25 protein-coding genes and 2 tRNA genes are annotated in these 25,441 nt (G+C 69.5%); 14 read left to right on the forward strand and 13 right to left on the reverse strand.

Annotated features, from left to right (window positions below; translation table 11 throughout):
- Positions 1-51: 51 nt before the first annotated feature.
- From nthB to ACFY0P_RS10175, 3 genes are read left to right on the forward strand one after another with little or no spacing between them, the layout of a single operon-like run.
- The gene (nthB, locus tag ACFY0P_RS10165; protein ID WP_388909338.1) at positions 52-717 is read left to right on the forward strand and encodes a nitrile hydratase subunit beta; all 666 of its coding nucleotides are present in this window, start codon (positions 52-54) and stop codon (positions 715-717) included.
- Positions 714-1,313, forward strand: coding sequence for a nitrile hydratase subunit alpha (gene nthA / locus ACFY0P_RS10170; protein WP_388909341.1), 600 nt, complete (start codon positions 714-716; stop codon positions 1,311-1,313). The genes nthB and nthA overlap by 4 nt, the downstream gene beginning before the upstream one ends.
- On the forward strand, positions 1,310-1,711 hold the full coding sequence (locus ACFY0P_RS10175; RefSeq protein WP_388909344.1) for a nitrile hydratase accessory protein: 402 nt from the start codon (positions 1,310-1,312) through the stop codon (positions 1,709-1,711). Before nthA ends, ACFY0P_RS10175 begins: the two co-directional genes overlap by 4 nt.
- 18 nt (positions 1,712-1,729) lie before the next feature.
- On the opposite strand, the gene ACFY0P_RS10180 is transcribed toward ACFY0P_RS10175, so the two are convergent.
- The 3 genes from ACFY0P_RS10180 to ACFY0P_RS10190 all read right to left on the reverse strand — a co-directional run bounded on the left by ACFY0P_RS10180 (position 1,730) and on the right by ACFY0P_RS10190 (position 3,782).
- On the reverse strand, positions 1,730-2,800 hold the full coding sequence (locus tag ACFY0P_RS10180) for an MBL fold metallo-hydrolase (protein WP_388909347.1): 1,071 nt from the start codon (positions 2,798-2,800) through the stop codon (positions 1,730-1,732).
- Between the two features lie 3 nt (positions 2,801-2,803).
- The gene (locus ACFY0P_RS10185; protein ID WP_388909350.1) at positions 2,804-3,451 is read right to left on the reverse strand and encodes a carbonic anhydrase; all 648 of its coding nucleotides are present in this window, start codon (positions 3,449-3,451) and stop codon (positions 2,804-2,806) included.
- 247 nt (positions 3,452-3,698) lie between these two features.
- A tRNA-Leu gene (locus tag ACFY0P_RS10190) sits at positions 3,699-3,782 on the reverse strand.
- Positions 3,783-4,190: 408 nt separating this feature from the next.
- On the opposite strand from ACFY0P_RS10190, the gene ACFY0P_RS10195 reads away from it, so the two are divergent.
- From ACFY0P_RS10195 to ACFY0P_RS10225, 7 genes are all read left to right on the forward strand, one after another.
- Positions 4,191-5,060 (forward strand): FhaA domain-containing protein, encoded by an 870-nt coding sequence (locus tag ACFY0P_RS10195; protein WP_388909353.1) that lies wholly within the window; start codon positions 4,191-4,193, stop codon positions 5,058-5,060.
- Positions 5,061-5,070: 10 nt separating this feature from the next.
- The gene (locus ACFY0P_RS10200) at positions 5,071-5,595 is read left to right on the forward strand and encodes an FHA domain-containing protein (protein ID WP_093500760.1); all 525 of its coding nucleotides are present in this window, start codon (positions 5,071-5,073) and stop codon (positions 5,593-5,595) included.
- Between the two features lie 98 nt (positions 5,596-5,693).
- Complete coding sequence (locus ACFY0P_RS10205; protein WP_388910096.1) at positions 5,694-7,250, forward strand: Stp1/IreP family PP2C-type Ser/Thr phosphatase; 1,557 nt, start codon at positions 5,694-5,696, stop codon at positions 7,248-7,250.
- Positions 7,251-7,280: 30 nt separating this feature from the next.
- Positions 7,281-8,720 (forward strand): FtsW/RodA/SpoVE family cell cycle protein, encoded by a 1,440-nt coding sequence (locus tag ACFY0P_RS10210; protein WP_388909356.1) that lies wholly within the window; start codon positions 7,281-7,283, stop codon positions 8,718-8,720.
- Positions 8,717-10,201: a peptidoglycan D,D-transpeptidase FtsI family protein gene (locus tag ACFY0P_RS10215; protein ID WP_388909359.1), complete on the forward strand. Its 1,485-nt coding sequence runs from the start codon at positions 8,717-8,719 to the stop codon at positions 10,199-10,201. The genes ACFY0P_RS10210 and ACFY0P_RS10215 overlap by 4 nt, the downstream gene beginning before the upstream one ends.
- Positions 10,202-10,370: 169 nt before the next feature.
- Positions 10,371-12,356, forward strand: coding sequence for a Stk1 family PASTA domain-containing Ser/Thr kinase (gene pknB, locus ACFY0P_RS10220; RefSeq protein WP_388909362.1), 1,986 nt, complete (start codon positions 10,371-10,373; stop codon positions 12,354-12,356).
- 267 nt (positions 12,357-12,623) lie between these two features.
- The gene (locus ACFY0P_RS10225; protein ID WP_388909365.1) at positions 12,624-13,667 is read left to right on the forward strand and encodes a restriction endonuclease; all 1,044 of its coding nucleotides are present in this window, start codon (positions 12,624-12,626) and stop codon (positions 13,665-13,667) included.
- A gap of 96 nt (positions 13,668-13,763) precedes the next feature.
- On the opposite strand, the gene ACFY0P_RS10230 is transcribed toward ACFY0P_RS10225, so the two are convergent.
- From ACFY0P_RS10230 to ACFY0P_RS10255, 6 genes are read right to left on the reverse strand one after another with little or no spacing between them, the layout of a single operon-like run.
- On the reverse strand, positions 13,764-14,513 hold the full coding sequence (locus ACFY0P_RS10230) for a class E sortase (protein WP_388909368.1): 750 nt from the start codon (positions 14,511-14,513) through the stop codon (positions 13,764-13,766).
- Positions 14,514-14,526: 13 nt separating this feature from the next.
- Positions 14,527-15,570, reverse strand: coding sequence for a class E sortase (locus ACFY0P_RS10235; protein ID WP_388909371.1), 1,044 nt, complete (start codon positions 15,568-15,570; stop codon positions 14,527-14,529).
- The gene (locus tag ACFY0P_RS10240) at positions 15,567-16,205 is read right to left on the reverse strand and encodes an aminodeoxychorismate/anthranilate synthase component II (RefSeq protein WP_388909374.1); all 639 of its coding nucleotides are present in this window, start codon (positions 16,203-16,205) and stop codon (positions 15,567-15,569) included. Before ACFY0P_RS10240 ends, ACFY0P_RS10235 begins: the two co-directional genes overlap by 4 nt.
- Positions 16,202-16,363 carry a hypothetical protein gene (locus ACFY0P_RS10245; RefSeq protein WP_171060312.1) on the reverse strand — a complete coding sequence of 54 codons (162 nt, stop codon included), beginning with the start codon at positions 16,361-16,363 and terminating at the stop codon, positions 16,202-16,204. Before ACFY0P_RS10245 ends, ACFY0P_RS10240 begins: the two co-directional genes overlap by 4 nt.
- Positions 16,364-16,415: 52 nt before the next feature.
- Positions 16,416-17,099: a class E sortase gene (locus tag ACFY0P_RS10250; protein WP_388909378.1), complete on the reverse strand. Its 684-nt coding sequence runs from the start codon at positions 17,097-17,099 to the stop codon at positions 16,416-16,418.
- 27 nt (positions 17,100-17,126) lie between these two features.
- The gene (locus ACFY0P_RS10255; protein WP_388909381.1) at positions 17,127-17,951 is read right to left on the reverse strand and encodes a DUF881 domain-containing protein; all 825 of its coding nucleotides are present in this window, start codon (positions 17,949-17,951) and stop codon (positions 17,127-17,129) included.
- A 152-nt stretch (positions 17,952-18,103) separates the two neighbouring features.
- Between ACFY0P_RS10255 and crgA the strand changes: the two genes are divergently transcribed.
- Entirely contained in the window at positions 18,104-18,358 is a 255-nt protein-coding gene (gene crgA, locus ACFY0P_RS10260) for a cell division protein CrgA (RefSeq protein WP_046727637.1), read from the forward strand.
- Between the two features lie 276 nt (positions 18,359-18,634).
- On the opposite strand, the gene ACFY0P_RS10265 is transcribed toward crgA, so the two are convergent.
- Complete coding sequence (locus tag ACFY0P_RS10265; protein WP_388909385.1) at positions 18,635-19,534, reverse strand: rhomboid family intramembrane serine protease; 900 nt, start codon at positions 19,532-19,534, stop codon at positions 18,635-18,637.
- Positions 19,535-19,632: 98 nt separating this feature from the next.
- Positions 19,633-20,166, reverse strand: a complete 534-nt coding sequence (locus ACFY0P_RS10270) for a peptidylprolyl isomerase (RefSeq protein ID WP_388910099.1) — start codon at positions 20,164-20,166, stop codon at positions 19,633-19,635.
- Positions 20,167-20,457: 291 nt separating this feature from the next.
- Between ACFY0P_RS10270 and ACFY0P_RS10275 the strand changes: the two genes are divergently transcribed.
- Positions 20,458-21,159: a DUF5324 family protein gene (locus ACFY0P_RS10275; protein WP_388909388.1), complete on the forward strand. Its 702-nt coding sequence runs from the start codon at positions 20,458-20,460 to the stop codon at positions 21,157-21,159.
- A 105-nt stretch (positions 21,160-21,264) separates the two neighbouring features.
- Here the strand turns inward: ACFY0P_RS10275 and ACFY0P_RS10280 are convergent.
- Positions 21,265-21,337 (reverse strand) — tRNA-Ala (locus tag ACFY0P_RS10280).
- A 185-nt stretch (positions 21,338-21,522) separates the two neighbouring features.
- Between ACFY0P_RS10280 and ACFY0P_RS10285 the strand changes: the two genes are divergently transcribed.
- On the forward strand, positions 21,523-22,071 hold the full coding sequence (locus tag ACFY0P_RS10285; protein WP_388909391.1) for a helix-turn-helix domain-containing protein: 549 nt from the start codon (positions 21,523-21,525) through the stop codon (positions 22,069-22,071).
- Between the two features lie 163 nt (positions 22,072-22,234).
- A complete protein-coding gene (locus ACFY0P_RS10290; RefSeq protein ID WP_388909394.1) occupies positions 22,235-23,902 on the forward strand; it encodes a serine/threonine-protein kinase in 1,668 nt (555 codons plus the stop codon).
- Here the strand turns inward: ACFY0P_RS10290 and ACFY0P_RS10295 are convergent.
- Complete coding sequence (locus tag ACFY0P_RS10295; RefSeq protein ID WP_388909397.1) at positions 23,866-25,167, reverse strand: hypothetical protein; 1,302 nt, start codon at positions 25,165-25,167, stop codon at positions 23,866-23,868. The genes ACFY0P_RS10290 and ACFY0P_RS10295 overlap by 37 nt on opposite strands.
- Between the last annotated feature and the right edge of the window lie 274 nt (positions 25,168-25,441).

Here is a 25,441-nt window from a genome sequence, read left to right on the forward strand (position 1 = left end):
TAAAATTCGTCTAGCTATGCCCGTTATTGTCGGCAAAAGAGAGGTCCGGCCATGGATGGTATTGCCGACATGGGAGGAGCCCCGGGCTGGGGTTCCGTGCATCCGCCGAGACGGGACGAGCCTGTTTTCGCAGAGCCCTGGGAGGGCCGGGCATTCGCGCTCGCGATCCTCTCGAACCGGGTGTCCGGGGGAAACCTGGACTCCTTCCGGCACGCGCTGGAGCGCCTGGACCGAGCGCACTACATCGACGACGGCTACTACGGGCGCTGGCTCAACGCCGGGGAGCTGAGACTCCTCGACAGCGCCGTCCTGGCACCCGGTGCGGTCGACGCCCGCGCCCGCAACCTCCGCGGCGAGCACGTGGCGGAGCCCCCGGTCCCGGAGCCGGCCAGGCCCGACTACGCGCCGGCCGCCGAGGGCACGCTGCGCTCCGTCGACACCGCGCCCGCCTTCGCCGTCGGCGAGCGCGTCCGCGCCAAGGACATGTCGCCGCCCGGCCACACCAGACTCCCGCGCTATGTGCGAGGGCATGCCGGCGTCGTCGACATCATCCAGCCCGCCGGCGTGCTGCCGGACACCAACGCGCACTTCCTGGGCGAGAACCCGCAGTACGTCTACTCGGTGCGCTTCGACTCACATGACCTGTGGGGCACCGACGCCGAGCCGTTCGAAGTCACCGTGGAACTGTTCGAGAGTTATCTGGAGACCCCCTCATGACGACCACCGTCGGATCGGCCGAGCGCCTTCCCCCGGCCCTGCGCACCGAGGCGCTCGAGCAGTTGCTCACCGAGCGGGGCCTGATCGACCCGAAGGCGATGGACGGGCTCATCACCACCTATGAGACCACCATCGGCCCGCTCAACGGCGCGAAGGTCGTCGCCAGGGCCTGGACGGACCCCGAGTACCGTCGCCGGCTGCTCGAGGACGGCACGGCCGCCATCAAGGAGCTGGGCTTCGGAGGGTTCCAGGGCGAGCACATCGTCGTGGTGGAGAACACCCCGACCACGCACAACGTGGTGGTCTGCACGCTGTGCTCGTGCTACCCCTGGCCGGTGCTCGGCCTGCCACCGAGCTGGTACAAGGATCCCGCCTACCGCGCCCGGGTGGTGAGGGAACCGCGCGCGGTGCTGGCCGAGATGGGACTCGAGCTGGGCGACGACGTTCGGATCACCGTCCGCGACTCCACCAGCGAGGTGCGCTGGCTGGTGCTGCCCGAGCGGCCGTCCGGCACCGAGCACCTGACCGAGGAGGAACTCGCGCCTCTGGTGACGAGGGACGCGATGGTCGGCGTGGCCAAGGTGGCGGCACCATGAGCGCACCGCTGGACATCGAGGGCCCCGCCGCACCGCCCCGCTCCAACGGCGAGCTGGTGTTCGCCGAGCCGTGGGAGAGCCGCGCCTTCGGGATGGCCGTCACCCTGTACGACGCGGGAGCGTTCACCTGGCCGGACTTCCAGGCCGCGCTGATCGCCCGGATCGCCGCCTGGGAAGGCTCGGCGGAGCGGGACGAACCGTACGACTACTACGGGCTCTGGCTGGCCGCCCTGGAGGATGTGCTCACGGGCTTGTGCGCCGTGACCACGGACGAGGTCACCGCACGCGCCCGCTCCCTGGCCCGACGCGCCCCGGGCCACGACCACCGTGACCACTCCGACGACTCCGACGACTCCGACCACCACGACCACCACGACCACCACGACCACCCGCACTGACCGCCGGTTGTGCCGGGATCAGCCATCAGCCCCCTGTGGGGCGCCGAGTGTGCAGGTGGTTCCGACGCTGGTCTGCACCCATGCGTCCGGGAGCGCCGCGGCGAGGGCGTGCTGGGCGCGCCAGCCGGTGCAGTGACCGGGGACGATCAGTTCGGGTGCGAGTTCGGTGAGCGCATCCACCGTCGGGCCGATGACCGGCTCGAAGGCGGGGCCGCTCAGGTGGAAGCCGCCGAGGAGGGCCAGCAGTTCACCGACGCCGGTCAGTCTCATGGCGTGGCGGACGATGTTGACCACTCCGGCGTGACCGCACCCCGTGATGACGACGAGTCCCCGGCCGCGCACGTTGACGACGAGTGCCTGGTCGTCGATGACGGCGGGGTCGTGCCGCCAGCCGTTCCCGTCCCAGGCCTGGTGCGCCGGCGGCATGCCGTGCTCGAACTCGGTGACGCGGTCCACCTCGCCGGTGATCAGGATGCCGCCGGCCAGCAGCGACGGCTGCCGCCGCTCGATCACCTCGAACCCTTCGCGTTCCAGGGCGCCCCGTGACAGCGTGGGCATCTCCAGCCCCTGACCGGCGGGCAGTGCCAGGCGGCGGCGGGTCCAGACCGCGGGGTGGACGGTCAGCGGCAGGCCGGAGCGCCCGCGCAGCCGGGCCAGGCCGTCGAAGCCGCCCGCGTGGTCGAAGTGTCCGTGGCTGAGCACGACGCCCTGCAGGCCGCCGACATCGACACCGAGACGCTCGGCGTTCACCGCCAGCCCGTCCGGCGACGCGCCGGTGTCGAACAGCAGCGTGCTGCTCGCGTTCCCGCTCCGGACGGTGACCAGGGCGGAGAAGCCGTGCTCGGCACGCAGCCCGGCAAGGGCCTCGCCGCCGGCGAACTGCCGCGCCGCGGTCCACCCGGCGCCCAGCGGCGCCCGGGTGACGCCTTCGGCAGAGGCCAGCAGGGCGTCGTAGGTGTTGTCGACCAGCGTCGTGACCCTGACCTCGTCGACCTCGGGCAGCGTCACCGGGTCGACAGCCGGTCCCTCCGCGAGGCGAGGCGCCGACCACGCCGCCTCGGCCGCCGAGTGCCCGTGATCGTCACACATGCTTCATGCGTCCACTCGCGCGGGCGGGACGACGACGTCGATGAGCCCGGTCGCCACGTCGTACACGAGCCCTGAGACGAAGACTCCGGCCGGAAGCCTCCGCTTGAGGACTTCGACGTCGACGCGCACGGCGGCGACCGGGTCGGTGACCGCCTTGGCGTCCAGGTCCCCGGCCGGAACTTCGAAGTAGTCGGCCAGCAGCTCGGGGAACGCGGCCAGGTCGGTGATCCCGCAGTCGGTGTGGTGCAGGACCGCATAGTGGACGGCGCCCGGGCGAGGGCCGGCCGTGCGGGCCTGGACGACCTTCGAGAGCATCTCCAGCGTCCGGAGCGTCGCGGGCGCGACCCGCCCTCCGACGTTGCGGATCACCGCCGCCTCGCCGAGCTTGAGCCCGAGCACGTCGGACGGGTCGACACGGGGGTCGACGCATCCGATGACCGTCAGACTGCCGCTGGGCATGAGCCTGAGGCCGGCGAAGGACCCGCCGTCGGCGAACCCGGCGTTCCGCTCGGCCAGCTCGTCCGTGTCGATCACTGTGACGAACCCCTTCTTGCTCTGAGCCCGGACGCCCGATGACGCCGACGGCGACCTCCGGCTGCCGCCCATCGTGGCCCGCCGCCGCCTCCCGTGCCAGTCGACTGCGACGGCCACGCCGAGATCCCTCTCGCCGAGGGCGTCGAATCCGCAGGCTCCCGCCGCATCCGCGGCACCGCAGCACACTCAGGACAGGCACACCCGTGAGATAGCTCACGAGCAGGGGAGCTCCGGCACGCCTTGACAAGGCTGTGCGATGCCTCACAGCCGACGGACAGCCACGGACGATCACAGCACAACGAGAAACGGGCCCCCACCGTGACTTCCGTCACCGGTGGAGACCCGTCTCATCGGTATCTCTCTGTGCGCGAGGGGGGAGTTGAACCCCCACGCCCTTGCGGGCACTGGAACCTGAATCCAGCGCGTCTGCCTATTCCGCCACCCGCGCATTGGGTGTGTCTTCCGGCTTCAGCCCCGTTGTTTCCTTCGGGCTGGCCCCTTCCGACATCGAGAACACTAGCACGTGGGGCAGGGTGGGTTCACATCCCTTGTCCCGGGGCAGCGCTCACCTGGTGATCACGTACCGAGCAGTCGGCGTTCGCGTATCAACCTCGTACCGGTCGAGCCCATCTGTCCAGGAGACGGATCGGGTCCACAGTCAGGTGCGGGACACTGGTCGTGGGCCACCTCTACGATCCATGGCAGAACGAGCGCCGATCCCGGCGGGAGAAGCACGCCGAGGAGTTCGAAGGGGGGCCGCTGGGGGAACCGGCTGATTGCCGGGCGCGTAGATACGATCAGTGAGCGGTAACGGCAACGGCAGGCAGTACGGGCAAGGCGACAGAGGAGGTGCCCTGTGGGAGTCCTGAAGAAGTTCGAGCAGCGTCTCGAAGGTCTGGTCAACGGCACCTTCGCCAAGGTGTTCAAGTCCGAGGTCCAGCCCGTGGAGATCGCCGGCGCGCTGCAGCGCGAGTGCGACAACAACGCGACCATCTGGAACCGGGACCGGACCGTCGTACCCAATGACTTCATCGTGGAGCTGAGCGCGCCCGACTTCGAGCGGCTCAGCCCCTACTCCGGGCAGCTCGGCGACGAGCTCGCCGGGATGGTCCGCGACTACGCCAAGCAGCAGCGCTACACCTTCATGGGGCCGATCAAGGTCAACCTGGAGAAGGCCGACGACCTCGACACCGGTCTGTACCGGGTGCGCAGCCGCACGCTCGCCTCGTCCAGCAACCAGCAGGCCCCCGAGCGCGCCCCGGCGGGCGGTGCCCCGCAGCGCCCCGGCGGCTACGGCTACCCGCAGCAGAGCGCCGCCGCCCCGCCGATGCCGAGCGCCCCGCCGCCCGGCGCCCGCCCCGGCGGCTACGGGTACCCGCAGCCGACCCAGCCGGCCGCCCAGCGGCCGCCCTCGGGTCCCGTCGGCGCCCCGGCGCCCGGCTCCCGCACCCGCTACTGGATCGAGATCAACGGCGCCCGCCATCAGATCTCCCGCGCGACGCTCGTGCTGGGCCGCAGCACCGAGGCCGACGTGCGGATCGACGACCCCGGCGTCTCCCGCCGGCACTGCGAGATCCGGACCGGAACGCCCTCGACGATCCAGGATCTCGGGTCCACCAACGGCATCGTGGTGGACGGGCAGCACACCACCCGCGCTACGCTCCGCGACGGCTCGCGGATCGTCGTGGGCAGCACCACCATCATTTACCGGCAAGCCGAAGGGTGAAGCGGGGGCAATGTCAGAGCTGACCCTCACGGTCATGCGGCTGGGTTTCCTGGCCGTACTGTGGCTGTTCGTGATCGTGGCCGTGCAGGTCATCCGCAGCGACCTGTTCGGTACGCGCGTCACCCAGCGCGGATCGCGTAGGGAAGAAGGGCGCCGGCAGCAGCCCGCCGCCCGGCAGCAGGCCGCGCCCCCGCAGCAGCGCGGCCAGCAGCCCGCGGCCGGCGGCCGCCAGCGCCGTAACGCCCCCACCAAGCTGGTCGTCTCCGAGGGCACCCTCACCGGTACGACGGTCGCGCTCCAGGGCCAGACCATCACCCTCGGCCGCGCCCACGACTCGACGATCGTGCTGGACGACGACTACGCCTCCAGCCGGCATGCCAGGATCTACCCGGACCGCGACGGCCAGTGGATCGTCGAGGACCTCGGCTCGACCAACGGCACCTACCTGGACCGGTCCCGGCTGACGACTCCCACGCCGATCCCGCTGGGCGCGCCGATCCGCATCGGCAAAACCGTCATCGAGCTGCGGAAGTAGTGCTACATCATGGATAGGCGCGAGCGGAGCGAGCACGCAGCGGCGGACCGGACGCCGGTCCCCGGCGCGCTCCCGACCGGAGGGTGGGCACCGTGCGGATGTACCCGGAGCCGACGGGCGAGGTGCGCATGAGTCTGTCACTGCGCTTCGCCGCCGGATCGCACAAAGGCATGATCCGGGAGGGCAACGAGGACTCCGGTTACGCCGGTCCCCGCCTGCTCGCCATCGCCGACGGCATGGGCGGCCAGGCCGCGGGCGAGGTCGCCTCGTCCGAGGTGATCTCCACCCTGGTCACGCTCGACGACGACGTGCCCGGCTCCGACATCCTCACCTCCCTCGGCCACGCCGTGCAGCGCGCCAACGACCAGCTGCGCGCCATGGTGGAGGAGGACCCGCAGCTGGAGGGCATGGGGACCACCCTCACCGCCCTGCTGTGGACCGGGCAGCGGCTCGGTCTCGTGCACGTCGGCGACTCTCGCGCGTACCTGCTCCGTGACGGGGTGCTCACGCAGATCACCCAGGACCACACCTGGGTGCAGCGGCTCGTCGACGAGGGCCGGATCACCGAGGAAGAGGCCACCACCCACCCGCAGCGCTCACTGCTCATGCGCGCGCTCGGCAGCGGCGACCACGTCGAGCCGGACCTCTCCATCCGCGAGGTGCGCGCGGGTGACCGTTATCTCATCTGCTCCGACGGGCTCTCCGGGGTCGTCTCCCACCAGACCCTGGAGGAGACCCTCGCCAGCTACCAGGGCCCGCAGGAGACCGTGCAGGAGCTGATCCAGCTCGCGCTGCGCGGCGGCGGCCCCGACAACATCACGGTCATCATCGCGGACGTCCTCGACCTGGACACCGGCGACACCCTCGCAGGCCAGCTCTCCGACACCCCGGTCGTGGTCGGCGCGGTCGCCGAGAACCAGCACCACCTGCACGACAACGGCTACATGCAGACCCCGGCGGGCCGCGCCGCCAACCTCGGCCGGCAGGGCCACGGCGGCGGCGAGTTCGGCCCGCCCGGCTCCGGCGACACCACCGGCTACGTCCCCACCGACAGCTTCGGCGACTACACCGACGACGACTTCGTCAAGCCCCGCAAGGGCCGCAAGTGGCTGAAGAGATCCTTCTACAGTGTGCTCGCCCTCGCCGTGCTCGGCGGGGGCCTGTACGGCGGCTACCGCTGGACGCAGACGCAGTACTACGTCGGCGCCAACGGCGAGCACGTCGCGCTCTACCAGGGCATCAGCCAGGACCTGGCCTGGGTGTCGCTGTCGAAGGTGGAGACGGACCACCCCGAGATCGAACTCAAGTACCTGCCGCCCTACCAGCAGAAGCAGGTCAAGGCGACCATCGCCGAGGGCGGGCTCAAGGACGCCCGGTCGAAGGTCCAGGAGCTGGCCGTGCAGGCCTCCGCCTGCAAGAAGGAGTCGGAGCGCACCACCGCCGAGTCCAAGACCAACTCCAAGACCGGCCAGGGCGAGGCCGGAGGCACCACGGGAACCACCAAGACCTCTCTCACGTCCAAGGCCTCGCCCACACCGTCGAACTCGGCGTCCTCCACGGCGTCACCGTCCCCGTCCCCCTCAGCGACCCCCAGCCCCGGCCCCACCCTCTCGGAGGATGAGCAGAAGGTCGTCTCGCTGTGCGGTAAGCAGTAGCAGGCAAGCCGTGAGAGGCCCCGTCACACGATGAGCAGTACTACCAACACGTCGACGAACCACACGTCCACGATCGGCTCCATCGGCACCCCGAGCCGGCGCAACACCGAGCTCGCGCTCCTGGTGTTCGCCGTCGTCATCCCGGTGTTCGCCTACGCCAACGTGGGCCTGGCCATCAACGACAAGGTCCCCGCCGGACTGCTGAGCTACGGACTCGGCCTCGGCCTCCTTGCCGCCGTCGCCCACCTCGTCGTCCGCAAGTTCGCCCCCTACGCGGACCCGCTGCTGCTGCCGCTGGCCACCCTGCTCAACGGCCTCGGTCTGGTCGTCATCTGGAGACTCGACCAGTCCAAGCTGCTCCAGTCGATCCACGTCTCGGGCGGCAAGGCCACCAACCAGCTGCTGTACACCGCGATGGGCATCGCGCTGTTCATCGTCGTCCTGATCTTCCTGAAGGACCACAGAGCACTCCAGCGCTACACCTACATCTCCATGGTGGCCGCGCTCTTCCTGCTGCTGCTCCCGCTGGTCCCGGGCCTCGGCCTGAACGTCTACGGCGCCAAGATCTGGATCTCCATCGGCGGCTTCACCATCCAGCCAGGTGAGTTCGCGAAGATCGTCCTCGCGGTGTTCTTCGCCGGCTACCTGATGGTCAAGCGGGACGCCCTCGCGCTCGCCAGCCGCCGCTTCATGGGGCTGTACCTGCCGCGCGGCCGCGACCTGGGCCCGATCCTGGTCGTCTGGTTCATCTCGATCCTCATCCTGGTGTTCGAGACCGACCTCGGTACCTCGCTGCTGTTCTTCGGAATGTTCATCATCATGCTGTACGTCGCCACCGAGCGGACCAGCTGGATCGTCTTCGGTCTGCTGATGTCGGCGGCCGGCGCGGTCGGCGTGGCCAGCTTCGAACCGCACGTGCAGCAGCGTGTCCAGGCCTGGCTCGACCCGATGAAGGAGTACACGCTCTCCCGGCAGGGCGTCGCCGGCCACTCCGAGCAGGCCATGCAGGCGCTGTGGGCGTTCGGCTCCGGCGGCACCCTCGGCACCGGCCTCGGCCAGGGCCACTCCGACCTGATCCGGTTCGCCGCCAACTCCGACTTCATCCTCGCCACCTTCGGCGAGGAACTGGGCCTCGCCGGCATCATGGCGATCCTGCTCATCTACGGCCTGATCGTCGAACGCGGTGTGCGCACCTCCCTCGCCGCCCGCGACCCCTTCGGCAAGCTGCTCGCCGTCGGCCTCTCCGGCGCCTTCGCCCTCCAGGTCTTCGTCGTCGCCGGCGGTGTGATGGGGCTCATCCCGCTCACCGGTATGACGATGCCGTTCCTCGCGTACGGCGGTTCCTCCGTGATCGCCAACTGGGCGCTCATCGGCGTGCTCATCCGCATCAGCGACACCGCCCGCCGACCGGCCCCGGCCCCCGCCGCCAACCCCGACGCCGAGATGACCCAGGTGGTCCGCCCCTCATGAACAAGCCCCTGCGCCGGATCGCGATCTTCTGCGGCTTCCTGGTCCTGACCCTGCTGCTGCGCGACAACTGGCTCCAGTACGTCAAGGCCGACACCCTCCGCGAGGACCCCGCCAACCGCCGCGTCACGATCGCCCGCTACTCCACCCCGCGCGGCGACATCATCGTCGACGGCAACCCGATCACCGGCTCCACGGCGTCCGGCTCCTCCGGCCTCAACGACCTGAAGTACAAGCGCACCTACAAGAACGGCCCCATGTGGTCGCCGGTCACCGGCTACGCCTCCCAGGCCTTCGGCGCCAACCAGCTGGAGAGCCTCGAGGACGGCATCCTCACCGGCAACGACGACCGGCTCTTCTTCCGCAACACCCTCGACATGATCACGGGCAAGCAGAAGTCGGGCGGCAACGTCGTCACCACCCTCAACGCGGCCGCCCAGAGCGCCGCCTACAACGGGCTGAAGAAGCAGGGCGGCAAGGGCGCGGTCGTCGCCCTCGACCCCGCCACGGGCAAGATCCTGGCCCTCGCCTCCTACCCGTCGTACGACCCCTCCGCCTTCGCCGGCACCTCGGACACCGACGCCGAGGCCTGGAAGAAGCTGCAGAAGAAATACAACCCGAACGACCCGATGCTGAACCGGGCGCTGCGCGAGACCTACCCGCCGGGCTCCACCTTCAAGGTCGTCACGGCCGCGGCCGCGCTCCAGAACGGCCTGTACAGCTCCGCCGACGAGGCCACGAAGTCCCCGCTGCCCTACGTCATGCCCGGCACCACGACCGAGCTGAAGAACGAGGGCAGCATCCCCTGCAAGAACGCGACCATGCGAGTCGCGCTGCGCTACTCCTGCAACACCGTCTTCGGCAAGATCGGCGCCGACCTCGGCAACGACAAGATGCTCGCCGAGGCCAAGAAGTTCGGCTTCGACTCGGAGCAGTTCACCCCGGTCCGCTCCAGCGCCTCGGTCTTCTCCGACAACATGAACCAGTCGCAGACCGCGCTCTCCTCGATCGGCCAGTACAACACCGCCGCGACCCCGCTGCAGATGGCCATGGTCGCCTCCGCGGTCGCCAACGACGGCAAGCTGATGAAGCCGTACATGATCGACAAGCTGCAGTCGTCGAACCTCGACACCATCTCCCAGACCGAGCCCGAGGAGATGAGCCAGCCGCTGTCCTCCTCCAACGCCCAGGTCCTCCAGTCCATGATGGAGACGGTCGTCAAGGAGGGCACCGGTACGAACGCGCAGATCAACGGCGTCACGGTGGGCGGCAAGACCGGTACCGCCCAGCACGGTGTGGAGAACAGCGAGAACCCGTACGCCTGGTTCATCTCGTACGCCAAGCTCCCCGACGGCAGCAAGCCGGTCGCCGTCGCCGTGGTGATCGAGGACGACCAGGCCAACCGTGACGACATCTCCGGCGGCGGCCTCGCGGCCCCGATCGCGAAGAGCGTGATGGAGGCGGTCATCAACAGCAAGAAGTGACCCCGCTCACGTCCCCTTCACATCGGTGCACGTTGACATACCGGTCCTGTATCGGGTTACGGGCTTGGCCAGGTCACACAAACACAGCCGGGTACGGTAGGCCCGGACGGCAGCCTCCGACCGCACACCCGTGCCGGTCGGGACCGACGGAGAGGGCTGGTAGGGAACTATGGAAGAGCCGCGTCGCCTCGGCGGCCGGTACGAGCTGGGCCACGTGCTCGGCCGTGGTGGCATGGCGGAGGTCTACCTCGCCCATGACACGCGGCTCGGCCGCACGGTGGCGGTGAAGACGCTGCGCGCGGACCTCGCGCGCGATCCGTCCTTCCAGGCCCGGTTCCGCCGGGAGGCCCAGTCGGCCGCCTCGCTCAACCATCCCGCGATCGTCGCGGTCTACGACACGGGCGAGGACTACATCGACGGGGTCTCGATCCCGTACATCGTCATGGAGTACGTGGACGGCTCGACGCTGCGCGAGCTGCTGCACTCCGGGCGCAAGCTGCTGCCCGAGCGCGCGATGGAGATGACCATCGGCATCCTCCAGGGCCTGGAGTACGCGCACCGCAGCGGCATCGTCCACCGTGACATCAAGCCGGCGAACGTCATGCTGACGCGCAACGGCCAGGTCAAGGTCATGGACTTCGGCATCGCCCGCGCCATGGGCGACGCCGGCATGACCATGACCCAGACGGCGGCCGTCATCGGCACCGCCCAGTACCTCTCCCCGGAGCAGGCGAAGGGCGAGCAGGTCGACGCCCGCTCGGACCTCTACTCGACGGGTTGCCTCCTCTACGAGCTGTTGACGGTACGACCGCCGTTCGTGGGCGACAGCCCGGTCGCGGTCGCCTACCAGCACGTCCGCGAGGAACCACAGCCGCCATCGGTCTTCGACCCCGAGATCACCCCGGAGATGGACGCCATCGTCCTGCGGGCCCTGGTCAAGGACCCGAACTACCGGTACCAGTCGGCCGACGAGATGCGCGCCGACATCGAGGCCTGCCTGGACGGCCAGCCGGTCGCGGCCACCGCGGCCATGGGCTCCGTCGGCTACGGCGGCTACCCGGACGACATGCCCACCACGGCCATGCGCGCCGACGCCGGCGCCACCACCATGCTCCCCCCGATGAACCCGGACGACGGCGGCTACGGCTACGACGACCGCCCGGACCGCCGCCGCCAGCAGAAGAAGAACAACACCTCCACGATCCTGCTCGTGGTCGCGGGGATCCTGGTGCTGGTCGGCGCGATCCTGATCGGCAAGTGGGCGTTCGGCGGGGGCGGAACGGACAAGCCCTTCGCCGCCCCGAACTTCATCGGCCAGACCTACACGGACGCACAGAAGATGGCCGTCAACTCCGGCCTGAAGCTGGGGACACCGACCAAGAAGGCCTGCGAGAACGCGCCGAAGGGCAGCGTCTGCGACCAGGACCCGAAGCCCGGCACGGACGTGAACAAGGGCGACACGGTCAACCTGGTGGTGTCGACCGGCGCGCCAAAGGTGGTCGTACCGAGTGTCGTCGGCCAGAACATCGACGACGCCAAGACGACGCTTGAGGGCGACAAGTACAAGTTCGTCGTCAAGACGAAGCAGCAGGTCTCCGGTGAGGACCCGGGCACCGTCCTGGAGCAGGATCCGGTCCTCGGCGCGGAAGTGGAGAAGGGCACCACGATCACCCTCACCGTCGCCAAGGCCGAGGAGAAGGCGACGGTCCCCGATGTCACCGGCAGGAGCTGTGACGACGCCAAGGCGCAGATGACGGCCAACAACCTGACCGGCAACTGCACCGAGGTGGACACCACGGACCCCAACCAGGTCGGCAAGGTCGTCTCGACCGACCCGGTGGCCGGCACCCAGGTCAAGAAGAACTCCTCGGTGAACATCCAGATCGGCAAGGCCCAGCAGCAGACGGCCGTGCCGAGCGTGATCGGCCAGACCGTGAAGCAGGCCAAGCAGACCCTGCAGGCGAACGGCTTCACCAACATCCAGTTCAACGGCGACTCCAGCGACAACGCGATCGTCACCAACCAGGACCCGCAGCCCAACACCGGCGAAAACGACCCCGGCAACACCCAGATCACCCTGACCACGGTGAGCACCGGAAACAACGGCGGGAACAACAACGGCGGTACCAACTTCTTCGGCGGTACCTTCGGCTGACGTTCGACACGCAGCGACGAAAGAGCCTGTCAGGGCGGACGCTCCTGGTCAGCCCTGGCAGGCACTCCTCGGCCCCGCCGAGCTTCGGCTCGGCGGGGCCGAGCACTTCGACACGAGTCTGGGCGGTTCGCGCCGGTCGCCCTCCCTGGGAACATCTGCTCTGGTATCGATCGTGCCTTCCCACTCGACAGGTCGTTGATCAGATCGGGTGGGGACTCGCAGCTCTGCCCTGGCCGTACGGCCACACCACGATCGAAAGGGCAGAGCGTGATCAACGAATCGGCACTACTGGAATCGCAGAGCCTGCGCGACAGCGTGCTGGACCGCACCGACGTCCTCGACAGGGTGAAGGCGCTGTCGCTGCTGCCGGACGGAATGCATGTGACTACAGCGATGGTGGCGGCGTACTTCGAGGTCGCTGAGACAGTCATCAACAACCTTCTCAGTCGTCACAGGCAGGAGCTGGAATCCAACGGCTTGCGTGTACTCCGCGGTCCTGAACTGCGAGAATTTAAGGAACTCCACTTGAGTTCCTATGACGGCCCACAACCCCGCTCCAGCCTGGCCCTCTGGTCCCGTCGCGCCGTCCTCAACGTCGCCATGCTGCTCCGCGAGAGCGAAGTCGCACGTCAGGTGCGCGTCTACCTCCTCGACATGGAGAACCTGGCCCGTACACAGCCTGTGGAAAACTCCACCTCAACAGACCTCCGGGTTCTCGACGACCGGATCGACCAGCGCATCACGCACATCCTCGGAAAGACCGTCGTCCCGATGTTCAACGCCCTGATCGAAACATCGGGAGAGCATCGCAAGGAGCTGATCGCCCTGCGGGCAGGAGTCCAGCGCATCGAGCGGCGGCTCCACCAGCACCACACACGCCTGAAGAGGCTCGAAGGGATCCGGGACGACCGCCCCGCCGTCGGAGTCATGGCCGCCATGGACGCCATGAACGGCCGCACCTTCGAGCGACACATCGCCAAACTGCTGATCCGCGACGGTTGCACCAACGTCGTCGTACAGGGCGGTCATGGTGACCGGGGCGTCGACATCATCGGACTCACGGCCGACGGACGGCGCCTCGTCGTCCAGTGCAAGAGGTTCGCGCCCTACCTCAACATCACCAGCCCCGAGGTCCAGAAGTTCATCGGGGCGGCGAAGGTGCTGTACAGCGCGGACGTGGCGCTCTACGTAGCGACGTGCCCCTTCACACCAGAGGCCCTGGACATCGCCGCCGAAGCCGGGATCACCGCCGTACACCGGGGAGCCCTGGAGGACTGGAGCACCGGAGAACCGCTGAAGGTTCTGGAGTAGGCAGGATGCGACGTGCGGAGGCCCGAAGTCGCAAAGGATGGTTGCGGCTTCGGGCCTTCGCCATGCTAGGCGACTGAGTTCCTTGCAGGAACTCAGTCAGCGCAGTTCCTTCGGCGGCGTCCGCTCGCTGTCCACCTTCTGCACCCGCACCAGCTCCCCCCACACCACGTACCGGTACCGGCTCGTGTACACCGGAGTGCAGGTCGTCAGGGTGATGTAGTGGCCCGGCTTGGACTTGCCGGATTCCTTGGGGACCTGGGAGAGGACCTTGACGTTGTACTTCGAGGTCTCGGGGAGGATGTCGTAGACCTTGTAGACGTACCAGTCGTCACGGGTCTCGAAGACGACCGGGTCGCCGACCTTCACCTTGTCGATGTTGTGGAACTTGGCGCCGTGGCCGTCGCGGTGGGCGGCGAGGGTGAAGTTGCCGGTCTTGCCGGTGGTGGGGAGCGTGGCCTTGGCCGGGTCGGTGTAGTAGCCGGCCACGCCGTTGTTCAGGACGTCCGTCGACGTGCCCTTCTCGACGAGGACCTCGCCGTTCTTCATCGACGGCACGTGCAGGAAGCCGATGCCGTTCTTCGTGTTCAGCGCGCCGGGACCGGTGTCCGGCTGGGCCCAGCTCTGCCGGACCTTGTCGCCCGCCCGGTCGGCCTTGCGGTCCGCTATCACGTTCGTCCACCACAGCGAGTAGACGACGAACAGGCCGAGCACCAGGCCCGCCGTGATGAGGAGTTCGCCGAAGACGCTGACCGCCATGGCGATCCGGCCGGTCGGCCGACGGCCCGCGGCGGGCGCCGCCTCCGGCGCGTCGGTCTGCTCTTCGGTGTCGTCGGCGGTCGCTGCCACTGTTCCTCTGCCCCTACTCGACGAGCGCGTCTGGCTTGCCCTTGCTGCGCGGGCGTTCCTCGACCATCTTGCCCCACACGATCAACCGGTACTTGCTGGTGAACTCCGGTGTGCAGGTGGTGAGTGTGATGTAGCGGCCCGGTTTGGTGAAACCCGAACCCTTCGGGATCGGGTCCAGCACGCTCACGTTGCTCGGCGCCGTCACCGGCAGCATCGACGTCACCTTGTACACGTAGTACTCGTCCTGCGTCTCGACGACGACCGCGTCACCGGCCGCCAGCTTGTTGATGTACCGGAACGGCTCGCCGTGCGTGTTGCGGTGCGCGGCCAGCCCGAAGTTGCCGGTCTTGTCCTGCGGCATCGCGGTCTTCAGCGCGCCCTCGCCGTAGTGCCCGACCATCCCCTTGTCGAGGACCTTCTTGTTGCTGACGCCCTCGGCGATCGGCGCCACCACGTCCAGCTTGGGGATGTGCAGGATGGCGAAGCCCTGGCCCGGCGCGAAGACACCCGGCGCGCGCTTGCCGCTCGCCCAGTCCTGCTGGAGGCTGCTGGTCTCCTTGCCCGCCTGCGCGTGGGCGCGGACGTTCGTCCACCACAGCTGGTACGTGACGAACAGCAGCATCAGCACACCGGTGGTGATGAACACCTCGCCTATCGCCCGGCTCGCCACGACGGCCGGGCTGGGCTTGCGCAACCGCTGCTGCCGACGGGCCTCGACCCGGGAGAGCGGCCGGCCCGGTGCGGTGCCCGGGCCGATGCCCGGTGCGGTGTTCTCCGGCAGCGCGGTCTCCGGTGCGCCGCCGTGCCGCCCGCCACGCCGCTTGGCTGCCTTTCTGCGGGCCGCTCGGCCGCCTCCCGGGGTTCCGGTGCCCGAAGGGACTGCTGTGCCCGCAGAAGCCGATATGGGCGGCGGATCGGGGATCCGCAGCGCGACCGTCTCCTCGTCGATCGGCGGGAGGGGCGGGAGAAACGCCGTCTCCCCGAGCGTGCCAGACCCCTCGTACGGCTGATCCCCGTACGAGGCACCGGTCTCGCGCTCGGGGCGCAGCGCGGTCACGCCGTGGCCCTGCCCACCACCGGGGCGAGCCCCGCCGACCTCGCCACGGCTCCCTGGTCACCGCACTCCACCAGCCAGTTGGCCAGCATCCGGTGCCCGTGCTCGGTCAGCACCGACTCGGGGTGGAACTGCACGCCCTCCACAGGGAGTTCACGATGCCTGAGGCCCATGATGATCCCGTCGTGGGTGCGGGCGGTCACCTCCAGCTCGGCCGGGACCGTCGCCGGCTCGGCGGCGAGCGAGTGGTAGCGGGTCGCGGTGAAGGGCGAGGGCAGGCCCGCGAAGACGCCCCTGCCGCCGTGCTCGACCAGCGAGGTCTTGCCGTGCAGCAGCTCCGGCGCCCGGTCCACCACACCGCCGTACGCCACCTGCATCGACTGCATACCGAGGCAGACGCCGAAGACCGGGACCCCGGTCGCGGCGCAGTGCCGGACCATGTCCACGCAGACGCCCGCCTCCTCCGGCGTCCCCGGACCGGGCGAGAGCAGCACCCCGTCGAAACCGTCCTGGGCGTGCGCCGTCGACACCTCGTCGTTGCGCAGCACCTCGCACTCGGCGCCCAGCTGGTACAGGTACTGGACCAGGTTGAAGACGAAGCTGTCGTAGTTGTCGACGACGAGAATCCGCGCGCTCACTGGTTGTCCACCGTCACATCGTTGAAGGGCAGCAGTGGTTCGGCCCAGGGGAACACGTACTGGAAGAGGACGTAGACCACAGCCAGGACCAGCACGAGTGAGATCAGCGCCCTCACCCACGCGTTCCCCGGCAGATGCCGCCAGATCCAGCCGTACATGCCGTCCCTTCCGTTCCACCACGGCACCAGAACCCCGCCGTACTGCACCAGACTAACGGCGCAGCGCCTTCGGTCTGCCTGACTCCACGGGCTGTGTGGAGTCCAAGTGCGCCCAGACGATCAGCCGATGGCTGTGCCCCCATTCCGGATCGCACGTGGTCAGCGTGAGATAGCGGCCCGGGCGCGTATACCCCGACTTACGTGGCACAGGGTCGATCACTTCAACGTCCGTCGGAACTGTTTTGTAAGGGCCTTTGTCGATCCGATACGTGAACCAGGTCGTCCCGTCCGTCAGCACGATCGCATCGCCCTCGCGCAGCCTCGGGAAGTCGAGGAACGGGTCCCCGTACGTGCGCCGGTGGCCGGCCACCGCGAAGTTGCCCACCTGCCCGAGCCGGGCGGTCCGGGCGTAGTGGGCGAGGCCCTTCTCCAGCACATCGGTGCCGGTGCCCTCCAGCACCGGCTTGTTCCACGTGAAACCGAACCGCGGGATGTACATGATCGCGAAGGGCTTGCCGTAGTGGTACGCGGCGGGCTTCGCGGGGGCGGCGGTCGCCTTCGCCGTGGGGTGCACCGTGGCCTTCGCCGACCACTGCCGCTGTAACTGGTCGATCTGGTCGTGCATCACGCTGTCGGCCTTCACCCCGGTCCAGAACAGCACGTACGCGACGAAGAGCACGATGAGCGTGCCGACGGTGATGCAGAGCTCGCTGACGGTCCTGACGATCACGCGCACCGGCGGCTCCAGACAGTGACGAGCTGCTTACTCCACGGGCTTCGCGTAGTGCAGATCCACTGTGCCCGAGTAGCCCGGCAGAGTCACCGTCCCGTCCTCGGTCACTTTCCAGCCGAGGCCGTACACGTTCACGTAGACCATGTAGTTCTGGATGGCCTCGGAGTCCGCGAGCGACTTCTGCATCTTCGCCGGGTCGCCGATCGCCTGGATCTTGTACGGCGGCGAGTAGACCCGGCCCTGGAGGATCAGGGTGTTGCCGACGCAGCGCACGGCGCTGGTGGAGATCAGCCGCTGGTCCATGACCTTGATGCCCTGGGCGCCGCCCTGCCACAGGGCGTTCACCACGGCCTGCAGGTCCTGCTGGTGGATGACCAGGTAGTCGGGCTGCGGCTCGGGGTAGCCGGGAAGCTTGGCGGTGGCGTTCGGCGGGGCGTCGTTCAGCGTGACGGTGATGGCCTTGCCGGTGAGCTTCTGGGTGCCCGCGTCCTTCTCCAGGCCCGCGAGCTTGTCGTCCTCGGCCTTGCTGGAGCCGTCGTCGCGCTCGGCGAGCTTCTCGTTCTGGCCGCGCGTGCTCGCGTTGGACTCGTCCAGCTCCTTGTTCTTGCGGCTGCGCTCCTGGATCAGGTCGGAGAGCTTGAGCAGGTTGTCGTCCGAGCGGATGTCGGTGCCCTTGGCCGTGTTGAAGCTGGTGAAGAAGAGCAGACCCGCGAGGGCGAAGACGCCCACGGTGAGAATCCGCACCGGCCGGAAGCCGGGCCGGAAGCGGGAGCGGAGGCCGGGCCGGAAGCCGCCCTGACCGGCCGGGCCGGAACCCGTTGATCCGGTCGCGTTGGAGTCGGCAGAATTGCTCAACGTACCCTTATCTCCTTCAGCGCCACGGAAGCACTACGCTAACGGACGCCCGGGGGAGCGCTCAGTCTGCCCTTACTGTCCCCTTGTACGCTGCCCCGAGCCCGACCCAGTTACCTGCGCGGCCACGCAGCGCATCGACAGGAGAGACCCTCGTGCCGAAGTCACGTATCCGCAAGAAGGCCGACTACACGCCGCCCCCGGCGAAGCAGGCGACCGCCATCAAGCTCAACAGTCGCGCCTGGGTCGCGCCGGTGATGCTGGCCATGTTCCTCATCGGGCTGGCCTGGATCGTCGTCTTCTACGTGACCGACGGTTCGCTGCCGATCGACAGCCTCGACAACTGGAACATCGTCGTGGGCTTCGGCTTCATCGCGGCCGGCTTCGGCGTCTCCACGCAGTGGAAGTAGCTCTGCCCAGGGTTATCCGCTGAGTTATCCACAGGCCTGTGCATGGACCTGGGGAAAAGAAGACGATCTGTGGATAACCCGTTGGGCGTTGACGGCGGTACGACTACCACAACACCCGCCGTAAAACCACTCGCCCCCTCCCTGACCTGCGACAACACAGGTGAGTAAGAGGGGGCACAGTTGTGCGCGCACGTTGTGCACAAGATCGGCGACCGACTGTGGACAACGGTTCGGTATCGGTGCGGTGCGCCGCCGTGATCAGGCGCAGGCGCAGGCTCAGGTGAGCTGCGCGGTCCGGATGACCGTGATCACCACGGCGACGACCAGCACCAGCGCACACGTGCCGTACTGGATCAGGTTCCGCCGCTCGCGGGGGGCGTGCACCATCGCGTAGCCGGTGATGACACCGGCGACCAGGCCGCCGATGTGGGCCTGCCAGGCGATGCCGCCGCTGAACGTGAAGATGAGGTTGATCACCAGCAGGGCGATGATCGGCCGCATGTCGTAGTTGAGCCGGCGGATCAGCACCGCGGTCGCGCCGAAGAGGCCGAAGATCGCGCCGGAGGCGCCGAGCGAGGGCTGGTTCTGGGCGGCGAGCAGATAGGTGAGGGCGCTGCCGGCCAGGCCGGAGACGACGTAGAGCGTGATGTAGCGGGCGCGGCCGAGGGCGGCTTCCAGGGGGCCGCCGATCCACCAGAGGCTGAGCATGTTGAACACGATGTGCATGGGGCTCGAGCTGTCATGCAGGAACATCGAGGTCAGCATCCGGTAGTACTGGCCCTGGGCGATGCCCTCGACATCGCCGTACTGCGGGAACCAGGCCTGGCCGATCAGGTCGAACCGGTTGGTGAAGCTGTCGCCGACGGAGAGCTCGACCAGGAAGACGGCGATGTTGATGCCGATCAGGATCTTGGTGAGCAGTCGCGGGTCGGCGGTCATCGTGCCGCCGGCGAGGGTGCGGGGCCGGGAGGCGGCGGGGGGCGGGCCGCTGTGGCCTTCGGTGGTGCCGCGGACGCAGTCGGGGCACTGGAAGCCCACGGAGGCGCTGACCATGCACTCGGGGCAGATGGGGCGCTCGCAGCGGGTGCAGCGCACGCCGGTCTCCCGGTCCGGGTGCCGGTAGCACTTGGGCAGGCTGTGGGCGTCGCGCGCGCTGCCTGTCGCCTGGTCCTCCATGGGGTCCCCTTGCTCGTCGTGGGCAGTGTTCCGCCCCGCCCATCCTTACGGACGAGCGGGGCGTTTGGTTCCCTTCGGGTGCTTCCCTTTCGAACCGGTCAGCCGGCGCGCTTCGTGACGACGACCGTCTCGATGACGACGTCGTTCACCGGCCGCTTGTTGGGTCCGCTGACGGGGACGGCGGCGATGCTGTCCACGACCTTCTGGCCGGCCGGGTCGACGACCTCACCGAAGATGGTGTGCTTGCGGTTCAGGTGGGGAGCGGGGTTGACCGTGATGAAGAACTGGGAGCCGTTGGTGCGGGGGCCGGCGTTGGCCATGGCGAGCAGGTAGGGGCGGTCGAAGCGCAGGTCGGGGTGGAACTCGTCCTCGAACTTGTAGCCGGGGCCGCCGATGCCGGTGCCGAGGGGGTCGCCGCCCTGGATCATGAAGCCGCTGATCACCCGGTGGAAGACGGTGCCGTCGTAGAGCGGGTCGGTGGAGACGGCGCCGGTGGCAGGGTGGGTCCACTCACGCTCACCCTGCGCCAGTTCGACGAAGTTCCTGACCGTCTTGGGCGCGTGGTTCGGAAAGAGCCGGACCTCGATGTCGCCGAGGCTGGTCTTCAGGGTGGCGTAGAGGTGCTCGGCCACGGTCTGCCTTCCGTTGTGCTCGGATTCAGTGCCCACGATCCTCGCACGGTACGGCAGGTCCGATGCCCGCCCGGAGCTTCCGGGCCCGGATCCTCACGAATCACTTGCGGAACCCCTCCTGTCATGCGGGGGCGCGCGGCGTCGATCCGTGGCATTGTCGTCGACAAGCCCCTCTTAGCTCTGGTTGCACCCGTATGCCCGTCCTCGCGCGCCGCTCGGCCCGTGGGCAGGCATGATCCGTAAAAGGGTGGAAAGTCGAAATACCGTACGCCACCGAGGAGGAGGAAACCCGTGACCCGCAAAGAGAGCGTGCGCGCCGCGACCAGTTCGGCGAAGGACAGCGTGCGGCACGCCGCGGAAGCGGTGGCGCCCTACGCCGACACGGCCAAGGAGCGTGCCGCGTACTACGCACAGGAGGCACGTGTACGGCTCGCGCCCGTGGTGTCGCAGGCCGCCGAGCAGGCCCGCGTCCAGTACGACGCCCGTCTCGTGCCGCGTCTGGAGCAGGCCCGCACCCATGTGCCGCCGAAGGTGGACCAGGCCGCGCACGACGCCGCCGACCTGACACGTAAGGCTGCCCGGCAGGCCGCCGAGTACTCGCGGCCGAGGATCGAGCAGGCGGTGGCGGCGGCCGGTCCGGTCCGTGAGGAGGCGACCGCGCGGGGTGCCGCCGCGCTGGCCGCGCTGCGCGGCAACGTGTCGGCCGAGGACATCGAGAAACTGGCCCGCCGTAACCAGCGGCGCTCGGCGTGCGGCCGTGCGTTCAAGGCGTTCGCCGTCTTCGGCGCGCTGGCCGGTGCGGCCTTCGCCGCCTGGAAGTGGTGGGACAAGCAGGCCAACCCCGACTGGCTGGTCGAGCCCCCCGCCGCCACGGAGGTCCCGGATGCGGGCCGTCTGAGCTCGGTGGACGGCAGTTCTCCCCTCGACCCCGAGGTCCAGGCGAAGGAGGCGGAGGAGCACGGATCCCGTCCCCGGGACGACAAGAACCGCTGAGCCCGGCGGGCCGGGCGCCGTTTCACGTGAAACCAAACGCCTGACCGCGAGGGCGAACAAAATGACCCCCCTGACCGCGTTTACGCAGGTCAGGGGGGTTTGTTGTGGAGCCTAGGGGAGTCGAACCCCTGACATCCGCCATGCAAAGACGGCGCTCTACCAACTGAGCTAAGGCCCCGTACGGGAAGCGACCGGCCAAGCGAAAGGTCCGCAGGGTCGGTGCCGCAGACCAGAGTACCGGGTCACCCCCCGTACCTCGCAAAAAGATTGGGGGTCCCCGCAGATGACCACTCTCCGTAAGATGCTCGACGGGGTTCGCTGTAGCGAACCGTGGTTTTTTTGGGGAAGCGATGGGGAGACGCAATGGACGCCGCACAGCAGGAAGCCACCGCCAGAGCGCGGGAGCTGCAGCGGAACTGGTACGGAGAGCCGCTGGGGGCGCTCTTCCGTAAGCTCATCGACGACCTGGGGCTCAACCAGGCACGTCTCGCGGCAGTCCTCGGACTGTCCGCGCCCATGCTGTCGCAGCTGATGAGCGGGCAGCGGGCGAAGATCGGCAACCCGGCCGTGGTCCAGCGGGTGCAGCTGCTCCAGGACCTCTCGGCTCAGGTCGCGGACGGCAGCGTGAGTGCGGCCGAGGCGACCGAGCGCATGGACGAGATCAAGAAGTCCCAGGGGGGCTCGGTGCTCAACAACACCACGCAGACGACGAGCGGTTCGGGGGCGCCGACGGTCAAGCGGGTGGTTCGGGAAATCCAGTCGTTGCTGCGCTCGGTGGCCGCCGCCGGTGACATCATCGACGCGGCCGACACCCTCGCTCCGACCCACCCGGAGCTGGCGGAGTTCCTCCGCGTCTACGGTGCCGGCCGCACTTCGGACGCGGTCACGCACTACCAGTCGCACCAGAGCTGAGCCACGGCCCGGCGCACCGGAGGGGGTCCGGTGAACCGGGCGGGGCCAGGCCCTGGCAGACGGGGCACGCGAGAGGGGTCGTATCGCTCATCCGGGGGAAGCAAGGGGGGTAACAGGCAAGGGGGGTGGCAGGGGAACCGGAGGGGGAGGGGTACGGGCAGTCATGGGTGAGGTCTTCGCGGGCCGGTACGAACTGGCCGACCCGATCGGTCATGGCGGAGTGGGCGCCGTGTGGCGCGCCTGGGACCACCGGCGAAAGCGCTATGTGGCGGCCAAGGTGCTCCAGCAGAGCGACGCCCACGCGCTCCTGCGCTTCGTGCGGGAGCAGGCGCTGCGCATCGACCACCCCCATGTCCTGGCTCCGGCCAGCTGGGCCGCCGACGACGACAAGGTCCTGTTCACGATGGACCTGGTCGCCGGCGGCTCGCTGGTCCACCTCGTCGGGGACTACGGTCCCCTGCCTCCGCTGTTCGTCTGCACCCTCCTCGACCAGCTCCTCGCCGGCCTCGCCGCGGTGCACGCCGAGGGCGTGGTCCACCGGGACATCAAGCCCGCGAACATCCTGCTGGAAGCGACCGGCACCGCCCGTCCCCGGCTGCGCCTGTCCGACTTCGGTATCGCCATGCGGTTCGGCGAGGCCCGGCTGACCGAGACCAACCTCGTGGTCGGTACGCCGGGTTATATCGCCCCCGAGCAACTCCTGGGCGCCGAGCCCGACTTCACGGCCGACCTGTTCGCCGTCGGCCTGGTCGCCCTGTATCTCCTGGAAGGCGCCAAGCCCGACGCCAAGGCGCTCGTCCAGTACTTCGCGGAACACGGCACCCCGGGAGCGCCCAAGGGCATCCCGGACCCGCTCTGGCAGGTCGTCGCCAGTCTTCTCCAGCCGGACCCCCGCGCCCGTTTCCGCACGGCCACGGGAGCCCGCAGGGCCCTCGCCGAGGCCCGAGAACTCCTCCCGGAGACGGACGGCGACGACGAGTCGATCGAGATCTTCGACCAACTGGGCCCGCTGCCCACGGGGTTCGGGCCGACGGGCCCGGTGCGGGCCGCTTCGGGAGTCGGCACGGCGCAGGGCGGCGGTGTGTCGGGGACTTCGGCAGAGCCTCGTGCGCCGGGGACGGGGACGGCACAGGAAGCGGTGGCGCCGAACGCGGACGCGGCCACTGCGACGGAGGCGCGGGCAGCCGGGGTCGCGCCGGGCCTGGAGACGGCCGGGGAACCGGCCGCGGCGGCAGGGCCGGGTGCTGGCTCGGGTGCGAGGCCGGGTGCGAGGCCGGGTGCTGGCTCGGGTGCGAGGCCGGTCTCGGCAGCCGGGGCGGGACAGGGTACGGCGCCGGGGGCGGGCGCGGCCGCGGCGGCGCCCGGGGCCGGGACGGGGAGCGCCGTCGGATCTCCCCCGGCGACAGGCACCGGCAGCGGCGAAACCCACTCGGCCCCCGCCTCCATGTCCGACACCGGCAGCTTCCGGCTCCCCCCGCCCCGGACGCCGGTCACCCCGGCCCCCGCTGCCGTGCGGCCCGGGCCGACACCGCCGTATCCGCCGTACGCCCAGCAGCAGGCCGCCCCGGTCGCGCAGCCCGACAGTCCCTGGCCCTCCGCGCAACCGCTCCCGCCGGCCCAGCCGGACACCGAGACGCCCACCCCCACCCCCACGCCGACCGCCACCTACACCGCGCGGGACCCGCAGACCGCGCCGCCGTCGGTCCGCACCCACGGCCGGCGTCGGCGGCGGGCGCCTCGGCCCGGTCCACCGGCCAGGGCGGCCGTGCCCATCCTTCTCCTCGCGCTGGCCTGTTACGCGGTCGGCTTCTGGGCACTGGCCCGGCTCTGAGCACGCCGGGCCGCCAGGGTCCACACGCCGAGGACGAGCAGCAGGGCCGTGCCCGTGCCGATGCCGCCGGCCGCGAGCGCCCGCATCGCCGCGTCGTCGTCGCCGGCCGGGGTCGAGAGTCCTCCCCGGTCCCAGGACCCGTCGAAGATGCCCTTCGGGACCGGCGAACCGGCGTACCGGGGGCCGGAGTTCGGGGTGCCGTCGACGCGGACCCGGAGCGTGACGCCGTACGGCCCCTTCCCGAAGGTGTCCGCGGTCTGCCCGGTGAGGTGGACGACGAGGTAGTAGCTGCCGGCGAAGCGGACGGCGTTCTCGGTGCCGGAGACGGCGTACCGGTTGGCGTACGCCACGGGCGGCAGGGCGTCGAGGGAGGACGACTTCTGCGTGCCGTCGTAGCCGAGGGAGACGTCATCGACGTAGCCGCGGACGGGGTTGTAGAGGGAGAGGTTGAGCGCGGCGCTGACATAGCCGTGGGCGTCGCCGCCGGTGCTGCCGAGGTCGACGGTGGCGTGCAACTGCTGGCCCCAGTCGACCGGGACGGCGTAGTAGAGGGTCTGGCCGGGTGTGATGTCGGTCCGCCAGACGCCCGGGTCCAGGGTGCGGGCCGTGGTGAAGCCGGCACCCGCGGAGCGGCTGTGGGGGTCTGAGGTGAGCGGCTCGGGCGACGCCGAGTTCCAGGTGCTGGGGGCGGTGGTGGGGCCGGCCTCGGCCAGGGCGGGTTCGGTGACCGGGGTGATCTCCAGGTCCCAGCTGCCCGGGGAGGTGGTCCGCGAGCCGGACACGAGCCGCTCGACGACCACGTAGTAGGTGCCGGGGCCCTGGCACAGCGCCTTGCCCGCGTCCCGCCGCCCCACCGCCGTGACCGGCCGGGGGCTGAGCCCGGCGCCGAAGCGGGCGCTGTCGTAGTCGCAGGCGGTGCCGTTGGCGTCCTCGATCGAGACCTCGATGCCGTCGCTGGCGGAGACGGTGGCGGAGGAGCGCGGAACGGCGGTGACGGGGACGTAGGCCGTGCTGTCGGCGGCGAGTTCGAGGCGGAAGTACAGCTCGCCCTTGTCGGGGAGGGTGCTGCGGTAGGTCGTGCCCGGCTCCAGCGGTACGGCGTCCGTGGTGCTCGTCGCTCCGGGGACGGTACGGGCGTCGGGGGCGAAGGCGTATCCGCTGCCACCGTCGGCAGCGGCGGTGGAGGCCGGGAGCAGTGCCGTCAGTGCGAGGGCGGCCGTCACGCAGATGTCCCGCCATACCGCCGTACCCCACCGCCGTGTCACGCGCGCCCCCCAGCCGTCGTTCGCCTGCCGCCGGAGTCCCGGACCGGCCGGCCCCATACTGCCCCGCGCGCCTCCGCGCCACCCGGCGATCCGCACGACCGTCCGAAACACCCCGCCCCGAAACACCCCGCCCCGAAACGCGCCGCACCGAAACGCGCCGCACCGACCACGCCGCCCCGAACACGCTGCGAGCCACCCGCATCGCGCCGTGCGGCCGTCCCGGCAACGCAAAACCCCGACCGCGCGGGCGGTCGGGGTCTCAGTGTCGTCTGTT

This window comes from Streptomyces sp. NPDC001714 (assembly GCF_042892755.1).
Lineage (GTDB): Bacteria > Actinomycetota > Actinomycetes > Streptomycetales > Streptomycetaceae > Streptomyces.

Excerpts from the sequence above, each read along its gene's own strand:
- ACFY0P_RS10285 (WP_388909391.1), top strand. The coding sequence starts at position 21,523 with ATGGACGCCGCACAGCAGGAAGCCACCGCCAGAGCGCGGGAGCTGCAG.
- ACFY0P_RS10175 (WP_388909344.1), top strand. The coding sequence starts at position 1,310 with ATGAGCGCACCGCTGGACATCGAGGGCCCCGCCGCACCGCCCCGCTCC.
- nthA (WP_388909341.1), top strand. The coding sequence starts at position 714 with ATGACGACCACCGTCGGATCGGCCGAGCGCCTTCCCCCGGCCCTGCGC.
- ACFY0P_RS10180 (WP_388909347.1), bottom strand. The coding sequence starts at position 2,800 with ATGTGTGACGATCACGGGCACTCGGCGGCCGAGGCGGCGTGGTCGGCG.
- ACFY0P_RS10265 (WP_388909385.1), bottom strand. The coding sequence starts at position 19,534 with ATGGAGGACCAGGCGACAGGCAGCGCGCGCGACGCCCACAGCCTGCCC.
- pknB (WP_388909362.1), top strand. The coding sequence starts at position 10,371 with ATGGAAGAGCCGCGTCGCCTCGGCGGCCGGTACGAGCTGGGCCACGTG.
- ACFY0P_RS10200 (WP_093500760.1), top strand. The coding sequence starts at position 5,071 with ATGTCAGAGCTGACCCTCACGGTCATGCGGCTGGGTTTCCTGGCCGTA.
- ACFY0P_RS10245 (WP_171060312.1), bottom strand. The coding sequence starts at position 16,363 with ATGTACGGCTGGATCTGGCGGCATCTGCCGGGGAACGCGTGGGTGAGG.
- ACFY0P_RS10205 (WP_388910096.1), top strand. The coding sequence starts at position 5,694 with ATGTACCCGGAGCCGACGGGCGAGGTGCGCATGAGTCTGTCACTGCGC.
- ACFY0P_RS10215 (WP_388909359.1), top strand. The coding sequence starts at position 8,717 with ATGAACAAGCCCCTGCGCCGGATCGCGATCTTCTGCGGCTTCCTGGTC.
- ACFY0P_RS10290 (WP_388909394.1), top strand. The coding sequence starts at position 22,235 with ATGGGTGAGGTCTTCGCGGGCCGGTACGAACTGGCCGACCCGATCGGT.
- nthB (WP_388909338.1), top strand. The coding sequence starts at position 52 with ATGGATGGTATTGCCGACATGGGAGGAGCCCCGGGCTGGGGTTCCGTG.
- ACFY0P_RS10210 (WP_388909356.1), top strand. The coding sequence starts at position 7,281 with ATGAGCAGTACTACCAACACGTCGACGAACCACACGTCCACGATCGGC.